The 11,756-nt window shown below is 68.8% G+C and carries 12 protein-coding genes and 2 pseudogenes; 7 read left to right on the top strand and 7 right to left on the bottom strand.

Annotated features, from left to right (window positions below; translation table 11 throughout):
• Positions 1-35: 35 nt before the first annotated feature.
• From AB0M46_RS43960 to AB0M46_RS43970, 3 genes and pseudogenes are all read left to right on the top strand, one after another.
• Positions 36-395 (top strand): annotated as a pseudogene (locus AB0M46_RS43960) (transposase family protein); the annotation flags it as partial.
• 394 nt (positions 396-789) lie between these two features.
• Positions 790-1,629 carry a PASTA domain-containing protein gene (locus tag AB0M46_RS43965; RefSeq protein WP_363346244.1) on the top strand — a complete coding sequence of 280 codons (840 nt, stop codon included), beginning with the start codon at positions 790-792 and terminating at the stop codon, positions 1,627-1,629.
• A 130-nt stretch (positions 1,630-1,759) separates the two neighbouring features.
• On the top strand, positions 1,760-2,332 hold the full coding sequence (locus AB0M46_RS43970; protein WP_363346246.1) for a hypothetical protein: 573 nt from the start codon (positions 1,760-1,762) through the stop codon (positions 2,330-2,332).
• On the opposite strand, the pseudogene AB0M46_RS43975 reads toward AB0M46_RS43970, so the two are convergent.
• Positions 2,327-2,458: pseudogene (locus tag AB0M46_RS43975) on the bottom strand (two-component sensor histidine kinase); the annotation flags it as partial. The gene AB0M46_RS43970 and the pseudogene AB0M46_RS43975 sit on opposite strands and share 6 nt — an antisense overlap.
• Before the next feature lie 154 nt (positions 2,459-2,612).
• Here AB0M46_RS43975 and AB0M46_RS43980 point away from each other — a divergent pair.
• Positions 2,613-3,215, top strand: coding sequence for a copper resistance protein CopC (locus AB0M46_RS43980; RefSeq protein WP_363346248.1), 603 nt, complete (start codon positions 2,613-2,615; stop codon positions 3,213-3,215).
• A 147-nt stretch (positions 3,216-3,362) separates the two neighbouring features.
• Positions 3,363-4,382, top strand: a complete 1,020-nt coding sequence (locus tag AB0M46_RS43985; RefSeq protein ID WP_363346250.1) for an ABC transporter permease subunit — start codon at positions 3,363-3,365, stop codon at positions 4,380-4,382.
• 87 nt (positions 4,383-4,469) lie between these two features.
• On the opposite strand, the gene AB0M46_RS43990 is transcribed toward AB0M46_RS43985, so the two are convergent.
• The 3 genes from AB0M46_RS43990 to AB0M46_RS44000 all read right to left on the bottom strand — a co-directional run bounded on the left by AB0M46_RS43990 (position 4,470) and on the right by AB0M46_RS44000 (position 6,875).
• Positions 4,470-4,658 carry a hypothetical protein gene (locus AB0M46_RS43990; RefSeq protein WP_363346252.1) on the bottom strand — a complete coding sequence of 63 codons (189 nt, stop codon included), beginning with the start codon at positions 4,656-4,658 and terminating at the stop codon, positions 4,470-4,472.
• Positions 4,659-4,893: 235 nt separating this feature from the next.
• Positions 4,894-5,661 carry a class I SAM-dependent methyltransferase gene (locus AB0M46_RS43995; RefSeq protein ID WP_363346254.1) on the bottom strand — a complete coding sequence of 256 codons (768 nt, stop codon included), beginning with the start codon at positions 5,659-5,661 and terminating at the stop codon, positions 4,894-4,896.
• 341 nt (positions 5,662-6,002) lie between these two features.
• The gene (locus AB0M46_RS44000; protein WP_363346256.1) at positions 6,003-6,875 is read right to left on the bottom strand and encodes a 2-dehydropantoate 2-reductase N-terminal domain-containing protein; all 873 of its coding nucleotides are present in this window, start codon (positions 6,873-6,875) and stop codon (positions 6,003-6,005) included.
• Positions 6,876-6,934: 59 nt separating this feature from the next.
• Here AB0M46_RS44000 and AB0M46_RS44005 point away from each other — a divergent pair, with 59 nt between their 5' ends.
• Positions 6,935-7,549, top strand: coding sequence for a TetR/AcrR family transcriptional regulator (locus AB0M46_RS44005; RefSeq protein ID WP_363346258.1), 615 nt, complete (start codon positions 6,935-6,937; stop codon positions 7,547-7,549).
• A gap of 831 nt (positions 7,550-8,380) precedes the next feature.
• Here the strand turns inward: AB0M46_RS44005 and AB0M46_RS44010 are convergent.
• Genes AB0M46_RS44010 through AB0M46_RS44020 form a run of 3 tightly spaced genes read right to left on the bottom strand, consistent with a single transcriptional unit; the run spans position 8,381 to position 10,671 of the window.
• Entirely contained in the window at positions 8,381-9,013 is a 633-nt protein-coding gene (locus AB0M46_RS44010) for a hypothetical protein (protein ID WP_363346260.1), read from the bottom strand.
• A 42-nt stretch (positions 9,014-9,055) separates the two neighbouring features.
• Complete coding sequence (locus AB0M46_RS44015) at positions 9,056-10,126, bottom strand: hypothetical protein (protein WP_363346262.1); 1,071 nt, start codon at positions 10,124-10,126, stop codon at positions 9,056-9,058.
• Entirely contained in the window at positions 10,123-10,671 is a 549-nt protein-coding gene (locus tag AB0M46_RS44020; RefSeq protein WP_363346264.1) for an RNA polymerase sigma factor, read from the bottom strand. The genes AB0M46_RS44015 and AB0M46_RS44020 overlap by 4 nt, the downstream gene beginning before the upstream one ends.
• Positions 10,672-10,950: 279 nt before the next feature.
• On the opposite strand from AB0M46_RS44020, the gene AB0M46_RS44025 reads away from it, so the two are divergent.
• On the top strand, positions 10,951-11,649 hold the full coding sequence (locus AB0M46_RS44025) for an HAD-IA family hydrolase (protein WP_363346266.1): 699 nt from the start codon (positions 10,951-10,953) through the stop codon (positions 11,647-11,649).
• Positions 11,650-11,756 lie beyond the last annotated feature (107 nt).

Here is an 11,756-nt window from a genome sequence, read left to right on the forward strand (position 1 = left end):
CCTGCCCGCGATGGGACCACCTGGAGTCAAGCGACCAGGCACTGCTGCTCCCGGCCCACCTGCGTAACGGCGACACCTACGCCCGGCTGGCCGCCGGCTTCGCCATCGGCACCAGCATCGCCTGGCGCTACGTCTGAGAAGGCATCAGCCTGCTCACCGCCCAGGCCGACGACGTCGCCGCAGCGGCGCGCCGCGCCGCCCGGCTGGCCTGCGCCATCCTCGGTGCCGTCAACCGCACCCATGCCCGCGTCCGCAGCATCGGCGAACGCGCCGTAGCCACGCTCAAGAGCTGGAAGATCCTGACCAAGCTGCGCTGCTGCCCACGCCGCGCCACCGCCATCGTGCAGGCCATCACCGTCCTGCACCACATCGAAACCAACCGCTACCCACGATGAAAAATGACTCAAATGTCACGGCGACACGTCGACGCGGCATCGATTAACCCCACGTTCAAGATCTACAGCAAATCATCACCAAACCAGACAGAAACAACAATGCCGGGGCCCTGACCGCTTTCCCGGGCTAACCGACTCTGGCTCAGTGCGGGACGAGGCGCGCATTGCGGACGGCCGAGCTGGGATAAGATGCGCCGAATTTGTTTCATTACCGATTAGGCGGCTGCGCCGTCGAGACCGCATCAGAAGGCCAGGATTACTGATGGGCGCCAGGAAAGTTCTCGTAGGAGTCGGCGTTGTCGCGGCGGTCGTAGCCATTGCGGCGTGTGGCCATAAGTCCGACCCTGCCGGTCGCGCAGACGGCTGCGCCGGCAATTCGGTGCAGGTGCCTGACATGGTGGGGTTAAGCCTGACGGAGGCAAACACGGCCCTGCAAGCCACCAAGCTCACGATGGGGGACGGGACCGACGCGACCGGGCAGGGCCGGCATGTCTTTGACAGGAATAACTGGCGGATCGTAGCCCAAACGCCTGATGCCGGCGCTTGCGTCGACCTGTATGCAAACGGCTATGCGGGCCGACAGGTGCGCTTCAGGGTGGTGAAGTTCACCGACCCGGTAGCACCGGGTGGTACGACGCTGACGATGCCGAACTACATCGGGAAGGACCTGAAGTCAGCGAAGGCCGCCGCCACGCTGATGTTGTCTCACAAGAACGGAATCGAAACCACGGACCTTTACGGCTACCCGAGCGATCGCGATCGAGTGGTCAGCACTTCGCCGGCAGCCGGCGAGCCGGTCACTGGCGCGGTCAAGTTCAACGTCGTGGACCCAGAGGTTTGGGACTTTTTCCAGGGCAACCCGACGATGCCGGACATGACCGGCCAGAAATGGCACTACGGGATTGGCTTTCCCGCCGCGCTGTTCGAGGAGGCGACCGAGCACACCCCGCCAGACGGGTACTACCACGGTGATCACGTCGTGACCCGCACTGCCCCAGCGGCGGGCCAGCCCCTCGTGGTCGGCCAAAAGATCATCGTCTACACCGACGTGAAGGCCGATGGGCGCATCACCACCGGGAGTTCTGGCAGTGGCGCCCATCAGGGCGTGACTCCGGGTGCCTTCTGCAAGAAGAAGGACAAGGGCGAGTACGGATACTCGAGTACCGGAAAGCGCTATGTCTGCACAACGTCCGGTGCTGGCTCGGACCAGCCAAAGTGGATGCCGGCCCCCTAAAGGTCCGCGCAGGTGTTTGCGCAGCGGGGCGCCGCGCCGGTGACACGGTGAGCGGAGGGGCGAGATCGGGCGGTTAGGGTGGTGGCGTGGAAGACGCGCGCGCCGGAATCCGCCCGAGCGGGGCGGGGTGATGGGCCTCGTCTACTGGGACCCCGTTCCCGAGGTGGATGCCGTCTTCCCCGTCGATGGAAGCAGTATCCGGCCCTTTCCCGAAGCCGTCTTCCAGGGCAAGTGGGAGGAGCGGAACTGGCGCAACGTGCCGGGGCCGTTCTACGGGGCCATGACGGACACCTGCTTGATGGGCCGGAAGTACTCGACCCGGCACTTCCTCTACAGCGACGAGGACGACGAGGACTGCGCGGAGTTCCTGTACCGGCAGCCCGCCGACGTAGCGGAGCTGAAGGTCGTCCTGCTCGGCATGCAGGCCGACCCGTGGTCTGGCTGGGCCCGTGACGGCAACGCGCACTGGACGCACGCGCTCGTGCGGGAATGGTGGCGCGACCGCGGCCGGGTGCTCGAGTGGATCAGCGCGGCGCAGCGGCGGTGGATCTACTTCGGGGAGGAGGATCGCGAGGCGGTCGCCGGGCTGCTGGACTACCGGGCGTACATCCAGCGCGGCCTGGCGAGGGACCTGCGGCTGTACATGTACTTCCTCGACCACGGCGCGGGTCCGGCCCGGCTGGACCGCCTGCCCGAACTATGAGGGCAGGCCGTCGCCGGCTCGCGGCAGGGTGACGGTGACGGACAGGCCGCCCTCGTCGAGGGGGACGGCCGTCACGGCGCCGGCGTGGGCGCGCACGATCGAGCGGACGATGGCCAGGCCCAGGCCGGTCGAGGCGCTGGCCGCCCCGTGAAGCCGACCGCGGCCCGTTCCGCCAGGTTTCTGGTTGGCACCGGTGAGGGCGGGAACTTTGCCGCCCCGGCGAGCGACCCACCCTCCGGGCGCGAGCGCGCCGAGGCGACGGCGGATCGGGGTTGACGGGATGAGTGGACGGACCGGGCGGCTGCTGGCGGCCGGATGTGCGGCGCTGGTGGCGGCCGCGGCGCTGGTGGGCGGGCCGGCGGCGCCGGCGTGGGCGCACTCGACGCTGCTGCGCACCGACCCGGCGAAGGACTCGACGGTCACCACGCCCGTCGTCACGATCACCCTGACCTTCAACGAGATGGTCAAGGCGAACAAGACCGCCGTCACCGTCACCGGCCCCGACGGCGCGAACTACGCCGACGGGGCGGCCCGGGTGGTGGACAAGAACGTGCTGCAGGCCGTGAAGCCGCTGCCGCAGGGGGCCATCACCGTGCAGTGGAAGTCGGCCGCCGCGGACGGCGACCCGATGTCGGGCACGTTCGGGTTCACCAGCGCGATCGTCGCGCCGGCCAGCGCGGCGCCGTCGCCGTCGGCGAGCCCGTCCGAGGCCGTCACCACCGCGCCGGCCGCCGCCGCGACCGCGAGCCCGGTGGATGCCAAGCCGGTCTCGGACGGCCAGGATTCGTCGTCGGCGGCGTGGTGGATCGCCGGCGCGGCGGTGGTGCTGCTCGCGGTCGGCGGGGGCTGGCTGTGGTCGCGCCGCCGCCCGTCCACCGGCTGACCCCGCGGGTCGGCCGAACCGGTCAAAAGTACGGTGTCAGGGACGGCGAACCGTGCTTTGGATCGATGCTGGCCGCCGACTGCCTCTCCAGGATGTGCTCATGCCTCTTGCAGAGTCCTGCCCGTTTTCCTGGGTCGGGGTGCCGCGATGATCTGGATGAGTTGGCGGCAGTTCCGCACCCAGGCGCTCGTCGGCGTCATCGCCCTGGCCCCGCTGGCGGCCTATCTCGTGTTCACCGGCCTGGACATCCGGCAGGCGTACGGCCGTTATCGGTCCCGGTGCGTGGCAGCCGACAGGTGCCTGGACGCGATGAGCCAGTTCCAGGACGACTACCGCACCCGGCTGCTCTTGCTTGCCCTGCTGCTGGCGCTCATCCCCGCCGTGCTGGGCGTGTTCTGGGGCGCGCCGTTGATCGCCCGCGAACTGGAGACCGGCACCCAGCGGCTGGTCTGGAACCAGAGCGTGACCCGGCGCCGCTGGCTGGCGGTCAAGCTGGCGGTGGTCGGGCTGGCCAGCATGGCGGTGACCGGCGCGGCGAGCGCGCTGCTGACCTGGGCGACGAGCCCGGTCGACCAGGTCGCCGACAATCGACTCAGCACGATCCTGTTCGGCTCCCGCAACATCGCGCCGGTGGGGTATGCGGCGTTCGCCTCCGTGCTCGGGACGCTGATCGGGCTGCTGATGCGGCGTACCGTGCCCGCGATGGCGCTGACCATCCTGACCTTCGTCATGTTCCAGTTCCTGGTGCCCAACCTGGTCCGGCCGCACTTCCTGCCGGCGGAGCACCTCACCATGCCGATGAGCGCTCATGCCATCAACCAGGCCCGCAGTCTCGGCAGCATCACCGGCGCTCCAGTGGTGAAGGGCCTGAGCGTGCCGGGCGCCTGGATCACCGACGTGAGCGAACTGCTCACCGCGAAGGGCGAGCCACTCGACAGAAAGATCTTCGACGAGTGCTTCAGCAACGCGCCGAAGGCCGGCTCGACCGAAGGACCGTACGGCGACATCGCGGTGTGCCTGGCGAACCAGAACGTGCACGTGGACATCGACTACCAACCCACCAGCCGGTACTGGTCCTTCCAGTGGCTGGAGTCGGCCTTCTACCTGCTCCTGGCCAGGCTGCTGGCGGCCTTCGGATTCTGGCGGATCCAACGCCGGCCGAGCTAAGGCCTGTGTCGCAGTACGGTCGCCATGCCGGGCTTGGTCGACCGCCCTGGCCAGGCGGCGCCCGGCCGGTACCGCAGCCGGATACGCTCACCGGGCCTGGTTTGCCTGCGGCCAGGACGAGGTAGCCGGGGCGGCGCCGGAGCCCGGCCGTGCGTCGTTGGCCTGCAAAGCCAGGCCGGCCACCACGGCGGCGAGCCAACCCAGCGTGTCCAGCACGGTCACCGCGGTGAACCCGTGCTGGTTGTCCAGTGTGGAGAGCCAGCTGCCGACGACCACCAGGAAGCCGCCGACACCGATGGCGGCGGCCGTCTGGACGGGCAGGGCCCGGATCGGTCCGCGGCGCCGGTGAACCGTGCTTTGGACCGATGATCCTTACGGACACTCAGCGCAGGATGCGTGCATGCCTACAGGCCGAGGGCCTGACCAAACGATACGGCCGCCGTACGGCGTTGACGGAGGTGGTCGGTCTTGTGGCGAGCGGCTGGCTTGTCGCCGGGGCCGTTCTGGGTGCTCAGCGAGAGGCGGTGATCAGCACGGTGTGCTTGCGGATGCGGTAGGTTCCGTTGGCGTCGATGTGGGCCTGGACGAGGTCTTGGGCGGCTGATCGTTGTGGCGGCGTGAGTGGTTCGTCGGCCATGCTGCCGAGGTAGGCGAGGATCGGCTCGGCGGTGGGGATGTTGAGGTCGCAGGGGTAGCGCTCGACGGTGACGGCGGTGAAGTAGCGGTCCACGTAGGTGGGCCCGGTTTCAGCGGTGAAGTCGTTCTGGGTGGCGGCGAGCGCGAGTTCTGGGCGGCCGATGGCGGGTCCGATGGCGTTGAGTTCGTCGAGGTGGTCGCTGCCGTTGGTGGCGATGGCGAGCCGCCCGCCGGGGCGGAGCACCCGGGCGAACTCGCGGAGGGCGGCGGCGGGGTCGTCGAGATGGTAGAGCATGTGATTGGCGATGACGGTGTCGAAACTGGCGTCGGGGAACGGCAGGTCGGTCGCGTCGCATTGCTGGACCTTTGCGCCGGGGATCGTGCGCAGTTGTTCACACATGGCGGGCGAGAAGTCGGTCAGGGTGAGGCTGAGCCGGCGGCTGACGTGGTCGACGTGGGTCCACAGCTTGCCGGTGCCGGCACCAACTTCGAGGACATCGCCGGCGAGGGGAAGCCGCGTGTCCAGCCAGGAGAACCAATCCTGCGGGTTCGTGCCATAGGCGTGCAGCGCGATGCGGGCGGTCAGGTTGCCGGTCGTGGTCGCGTACTGACTGATGGCGTGAGCTGACGGCGTCGGGTTCATCGCCGGATCGTAAACCGTCGTTGTGCCTCGCTCGTCGCTGCTGGGGCCACGCTGGTTGTGGGTCAGGTGGCGTGCGAGGTGTAGCTGTACACCATTTCCGGGCCGAGTTTGTCGAGGTTGTCCCTGGCGATGGTGATGAGCTTGGCGCGGATGTCGGTGCGCAAAGGTCGGGGGCACGCGCACTTGGGACGCTGCGACGGCGGGCGGTCCGGCGACCCCACGTCCGCCACTAACGGTGAGTATTCGGTGAACGCGGGCTGGCGCCCGGATCGCGGCTAGTAGAGGACGCCAAGATCGTCAAGCAATTCCGGCTTGACCCGGAACGTTCGGTGCCTGTCCCGCTAGCGGGCCGTCACATGGGTACGCAGCTGTTCGGCCAACCGCTCCAGTTCGGCGGTCTCTGCGGGGGAGGCGTTGCTGAGGCCGCTGTGTTCGGCCGTCGGGCTGCGCAGGAAGCGCCGCAGGACGGGCACGAGCAGGGCGTCGGGGATAGCTCGAAGCGCGCCGAAGCCGCGCGGGACTAGTGGCGTCGGCATGGTGGCCAGGTTCTGCCGGATGAGGCGGATCATGTGGCGGATCGCGTCCGGGTTGTCGGCCAGCGCGCGCGGGCCGCCCGCGGCGTGGACCGCCTGGCCGAGCGGCACTGTGACGGCGGCGTGCGTCTTGAGCCAGGCATCCATCTGCGGCTGCGACTTGGCGTTGATCCCGGCGGTGCGGAACTCTCGCACGATCCCTTCCAGCCGAGGGGTGGTTCGGCCGTCGGGTTCACCGATCGGCATCGGGGTCAGGCGGGTCGTGCGGCTGGGCGGGCGGTAGCGGACCACGTCGCCGTCCATCGTGCCGCCGTACGCCGGGAAGCCGAGCAGTAGCCGCTCGGAGCCGATCGCCGCGCCCAGCGGTTGGGCGCCCGCCGCCCAGGCGAGCAGGAACAGCACGTCGCCGCGGACGCCGGCGAGTGACTCCAGCACCACGTCGACCTGATGGGTACGGACGAGGACGGTGATCAGGTCGTACCGGTCGTCCGGGTGCTCGACCGCCGGCACCGGGACCTGCCGGACTGTCGGGCTGTTGCCCTCGGCCAGTTGCACGCCGTGGTGGCGGAGGGCGGACAGGCGCTCGCCCCGCGCGAGGAGCGAGACGTCGTGCCCGGCCTCGTGCAGGCGGACGGCGAGCAGGCTGCCGTTGACCCCGGCGCCGTACACGAGCAGTTTCATGGCGGCTTCTCCCTCATTCATACGTTCGTTTGAATCAAACGTATGTAGAATACGCACGCATGGCGCCGACCGATACCCGCACCCAGATCCTCGACGCGGCCGAACGGCTCTTCGCCGAGCGCGGCTATCGCGGCACCTCGGTCCGCGCGGTCACCGACCTCGCGGGGGCCAACCTGGCCGCCGTCGGGTATCACTTCGGCTCGAAGGCGGAACTCCTGGCGGCGGTCGCCCGCCGCGTGGTCGAACCGATCAACGCCGCACAGAGCGCGGGGCTCGACCGGCTGGCCGCCCGGACCTCGGACCCGTCGGTCGTCGAGTTGGTGGAGGCGTTCGCGGGGCCGCTGTTCGACGGAATGCCGGGCGGCGACGAGAGCGGCGCCCGCACGTCCCGGCTGATCGTGACGATCCTCAGCGACCCGGCCGAGGAGGTGCGCGCCTGGACCGGGCCAGCCGAGGACACGATCCGCGATCGCTACCTGGCGGCGTTCGCGCGGGCGCTGCCCAGCCTTTCCGAGGACGAACTGTGGTTCCGGATCCGGGGAATCCTCGCTGTGACGGCCGTGGATCGGGTCGAGGTCTACAACCGACAAGCGCCCGTGGTGGGCGAGGCAGCCAAGCGGTGGGCGATCACCTTTTTGGCGGCGGCCTTAAGCGCGCCTCCGACCGCTCTATAGGTGGCCGCCGGCGAGCCGTCGCGCGTTCCGAAGTCGCACTCGCGCAGCCGCCAGTCATACAGGACCGGCATGTCGGCCGATTACCGTTGCGCCGAATTTGAGTCGCTCGAATGCTGAGCGGATCATGGAAGAGTTGCTCGCAAGAATGCAGGATCAAATCTCCGCCGGGCAACCGACGCCCGGCCGGTGCGTCTGCGGCACGAACACGTCGGACCGGTCCCCGGCCGGCCTCGGCCCGGATCTTCGGCTTGCGGTCCGCGACGTAGGCGCGGACCACCGCGTAGGACACCAGCTCGGAGCAGGCGGTCCGGCAGCTGCGACGGGCGGTCGCAGATCAGCCGTTGGTTGCAGAACAGCTCGGCACCGGCCAAGACGGTCGCGTAACTCGTATCGCCTGGCGGGTAGGCATCGTCACCGAGCGAGCCGTCGCTGATCGCCGCCACCTCGTAGCCGGGGTGCAGCTTGCGCACGAGATCGACGACCTGCGCCGGATCCGACCGGACCGCGCCCCGCAGGGCCGGGCGAAGGTCGCCATCGGTGAACGCCCAGCAGTGCGGACTTCGCGCCCATCGAACCCTCGCCTCCAGCCGGGATGATCTCCACAGACTACGGCCGTCCGCCCACGCCTCGGCAAGGAGTAACACCAGGCTGCCCCGTATGACGAGCCCTGTCCACATGCACGCTCATCGGCAACGCCGCCTGTTGACGGAAGCCACTACCAGCCAGCGCTATCGGCCAGCGCGGGCCTGCCCGGAGGTCATCTTGATCGCTGGGCTCGCTTTGCACAGGAGGCCCACGACGCGGCCGGCGAGCCGGAAACGACGCGTAAGCTTAGGCCGGTCGACCGAAGTCGACGGCTTCGCGGACGAGCCGAGGGGCCTTCTCAGCGAGTTGCTGATCCGGCCGTGCTCCCAGCGCGTCGTTGACTGTGGAGAACGCCAACCGCAACGCGATGTAGGTCGTCGCCTCGAAGATCTCCAGGTCGTTGAGACCCGCGTCGCGCAAGCGGTCAACGTCGGCGTCGGTCGTGGCGTTCGGATCCTGAACGACCCGACGAGACCAGCTGGCCAGTGCCGCCTCCCGCTCGGACAGCCCACCGTCTAAGCCGTGCAGCACGCCCGCGGCGGTCGCCTCGTCACTAAGTTCGGCCAGCCTCGAACCCCAGGCCAGCGCACAGTAGGCGTCGCCGCGAGCGGCGGCGGTCGCGACCACCATCACGGCGGCTTCCCGGTCTGACAGGCCCGACCCGGCAAGGAGATCCTGGCGCAGCGCCTGAAACGCCGTCAGTACGTCTGGGCGCCAGCACCAGGCCCGAGTCAGGTTGTTGACGTACCCGTCCGCGGTGACATCAGCCTCGTATTCGGCAGCCACCTCCGCACTGAGCGGCGGATCGGCGAGGAACGAACCCGGAGATTCCATGGATTCAGTGTGCGCCATCTGACGATCGGCCAAGCAGCCGGTCATCGGACCGATCATGGACATCTCAGGGTCACGGCTGAGCGGACCTCAGTTCGGGGTGGCCGGACTGAGTGTCGTGGTGCTGAACTGCCAGAGTTCCTGGCGGTTGATGGTCGGTACGGGATCCACCGGCGCCGGCTGCTGGCTCGCCCCGGGCCGGGGGGTGGGTGCGAACCGGTTCAGGCTCAGTTCGACGAGGCCGACCAGCCGCCCGGACTGCGGGTCGAGCAGGAGTTCCTTGCCCTGGTTGAGGTCGCTGTGCCGGACGGCGTAGAGCCGCAGGCCATCGACGGTGGCCTCGTTGGCCGTCAGGCCGCCGATCCGGGCGATCAGCCGGTAGAGGGCGATCCGATGGGCCGGCGAGAGCAACAGGTCCAGCTTGGACAGCAGATCGATGTAGGTCGCGAGCAGCATCGCATCGTCAGCGCTCCAGGCTGGCGGAGCCGACGCTCGGATCTGGGCGAGCAGAGCGTCGGGGTCGGTGGGCAGGCCAGTCAGCCAGGCGGGTGTGGGGTAGACGAACCCGGGGCCGTTCTTCGCGAAGCTGTCCCGTTGATCAGCTGTCAGCTCGGCCTGGGTCTCGCCCTTGGGGCCGGCGTCGTCCGTGCCGTCCCGGCGTTCCTTCACGGTGATCATGCCCTGCGGGTCGAACCACACCTCATGCAGCTCGGCTTGCAGCGGCTCACCCGGCCCGCCGAGGCTGAGGCTTGCGTCGATGCGCTGGTAGATCAGCGCGCCCGGCGGCAGGACGATTGGCGTGGCCCGGGCGGCTGCCCGCTCCATCTCAGCGAAGACGGCCGGCACATCGAGCTGCTGGCCGTACACCAGCACCGAGGACGGTTTGTCGGGTGCCGCGACCTGGGGGGCCGAGCCGCGCCAGACGGCCACCAGGCCGGCGCCGGCCACGACCGCGAGTGCGACCGCAGCCGCGGCGTGTGGGATGGTCCACCGCGGCGCGAGCCGGGTTCGCGGCGCCGGGTTGCCCGTCCGACGCACGGTGGCGGCCAGCACGCTCTGCCGGATGACCGTCAACGGCTGCGCCGAGATGCGGGTCCGGGCCTGACTGAACTCGCGCACCACGCGCAGGTCAACGTCCTGATCGATACTCTGGTCGTTCACTGGGCTCCTCCTGTAGCGCGCTCGGCGCCGGGAATCTGATCGCCGATGGCGGCGCGAACCTTCGCCCGAGCGCGGTGCAGGGCAGAGCGGACCGAGCCTGGCGGGATGTCGAGTGAGGCGGCGATCTCGGCGTAGTCGAGCTCGGCGACGGCGTACAGCAGCAGCACATCGCGCTGCCGGGCCGGCAGGGCGGCGAGCACCGTCGCGAGCCGACGGTTCAGCGCGGTCGCGTCGACCCGGGCCACCGCCGAATCGGCAATATCGAGGGTGTACGGGTCGTGCCCGGTCCGGGCCAGTGCCCGTAGTCCCCGAACCTCGGTGCGACGATGCCGGCGCAGCAGATTCGTGGCGATGCCGTACAACCAGGCCCGGGGCGGCCGGGACTCCAGCCTATGCCGGCGCTCGTACACGATCAGGAAGGTCTGGGCCACGATGTCGTCGGCGATCGTCGGTCCGATCCGGCTGGCGCAGTACTGGCGCAACTCCGCCGCGTACTCGTCAAAGAGGCCGGCCACGTCGAACGGGCTCGGCTGTGACCTGGCCATGATGGGCAACATACTGATGACTGCCCGCAAGCCCGGTTTCGGTTCCCGCAAGGACCGCCCTGCACCGCTGCGCACAGGGCTGACCTCCGCGGAAACGCCTGCCGGTCGGAGTCGGGTCGGCATGCGGGCCGTGGAGGGTGCGGCCCCTGCAAGATCACCGTGTGGATGCGCTGTCCTCGGCAGTTCCGAACGCGGACGACCGATCGTCGCCGTCACGCTGTGTAGCGAGCGATATGCGGCAGATCAGTGCGCCTCGGTCGCGTAAGGGATGATCAGTGGATGGGCGTCCAGATGCCGCCGAATGCGATGAGCGGACAAGTACACACAGACAGCCACCACGCCAACGGAGCCGCGCAAGGCGCTGCCGTGCTGTTCGACGTCGACGGCGTGCTGATCGATTCCTACGCCGCATACCGGCGGATATGGACTCGCTGGGCCTTGTACCGAGGCTTGGACCCAACGATCGTCTGGTCTCACACTCACGGCCGCCGGCCGGTCGACACCATCGCCGTCGTCGCTGCCAGCCTTGACGCCGAAGCTGAATACCGACTCGTACGTGATTTCATGGCCGAGGAAGGCGACGCGTTCCCGGTCTACCCTGATGCCGCAGCGGTCCTGCACGTTCTTCACGCTGAACGGTGGGGCGTGGTCACCTCTGGCCGAGCCCAGACTGTCCGGCAGCGGCTCCACGCCGGCGGGCTACCCGATCCTCCAGTTCTGGTGGACAGCACCCACGTCACGCGCGGCAAACCCCACCCTGAGGGCTACCTCCTCGCAGCCGAACTTCTCCGGACACCGACGGAGCGGTGCTTGGTCATCGAGGACGCTCCCGCTGGAGTTGAAGCGGCCCGGACTGCAGCGATGACCGTGATCGGGCTGACCACCACCCATTCCGCCGATGAATTGGCCCACGCCCATCACGTCGTCAGTAGCCTCACCGACGCGAAGCCACTCATCCAAGATTGGCTTCGCCGTTGACATAAGCGCCGTCCGCACATCGGCTACTTATAGAATTTGATCTACGACCTCAACCCGGCCAGGTTGGGTCGAGGTGGCCGACGGGATCGCTCTCATCATCGGCTGTC

The sequence above is a fragment of the Dactylosporangium sp. NPDC051485 genome (assembly GCF_040682015.1).
Lineage (GTDB): Bacteria > Actinomycetota > Actinomycetes > Mycobacteriales > Micromonosporaceae > Dactylosporangium.

Bases quoted from the DNA above. Each gene is read 5' to 3' on its own strand.
- AB0M46_RS43965 (WP_363346244.1), top strand. From the start codon at position 790: ATGGTGGGGTTAAGCCTGACGGAGGCAAACACGGCCCTGCAAGCCACC.
- AB0M46_RS43970 (WP_363346246.1), top strand. From the start codon at position 1,760: ATGGGCCTCGTCTACTGGGACCCCGTTCCCGAGGTGGATGCCGTCTTC.
- AB0M46_RS43980 (WP_363346248.1), top strand. From the start codon at position 2,613: ATGAGTGGACGGACCGGGCGGCTGCTGGCGGCCGGATGTGCGGCGCTG.
- AB0M46_RS43985 (WP_363346250.1), top strand. From the start codon at position 3,363: ATGATCTGGATGAGTTGGCGGCAGTTCCGCACCCAGGCGCTCGTCGGC.
- AB0M46_RS43995 (WP_363346254.1), bottom strand. From the start codon at position 5,661: ATGAACCCGACGCCGTCAGCTCACGCCATCAGTCAGTACGCGACCACG.
- AB0M46_RS44000 (WP_363346256.1), bottom strand. From the start codon at position 6,875: ATGAAACTGCTCGTGTACGGCGCCGGGGTCAACGGCAGCCTGCTCGCC.
- AB0M46_RS44005 (WP_363346258.1), top strand. From the start codon at position 6,935: ATGGCGCCGACCGATACCCGCACCCAGATCCTCGACGCGGCCGAACGG.
- AB0M46_RS44010 (WP_363346260.1), bottom strand. From the start codon at position 9,013: ATGACCGGCTGCTTGGCCGATCGTCAGATGGCGCACACTGAATCCATG.
- AB0M46_RS44020 (WP_363346264.1), bottom strand. From the start codon at position 10,671: ATGGCCAGGTCACAGCCGAGCCCGTTCGACGTGGCCGGCCTCTTTGAC.
- AB0M46_RS44025 (WP_363346266.1), top strand. From the start codon at position 10,951: ATGGGCGTCCAGATGCCGCCGAATGCGATGAGCGGACAAGTACACACA.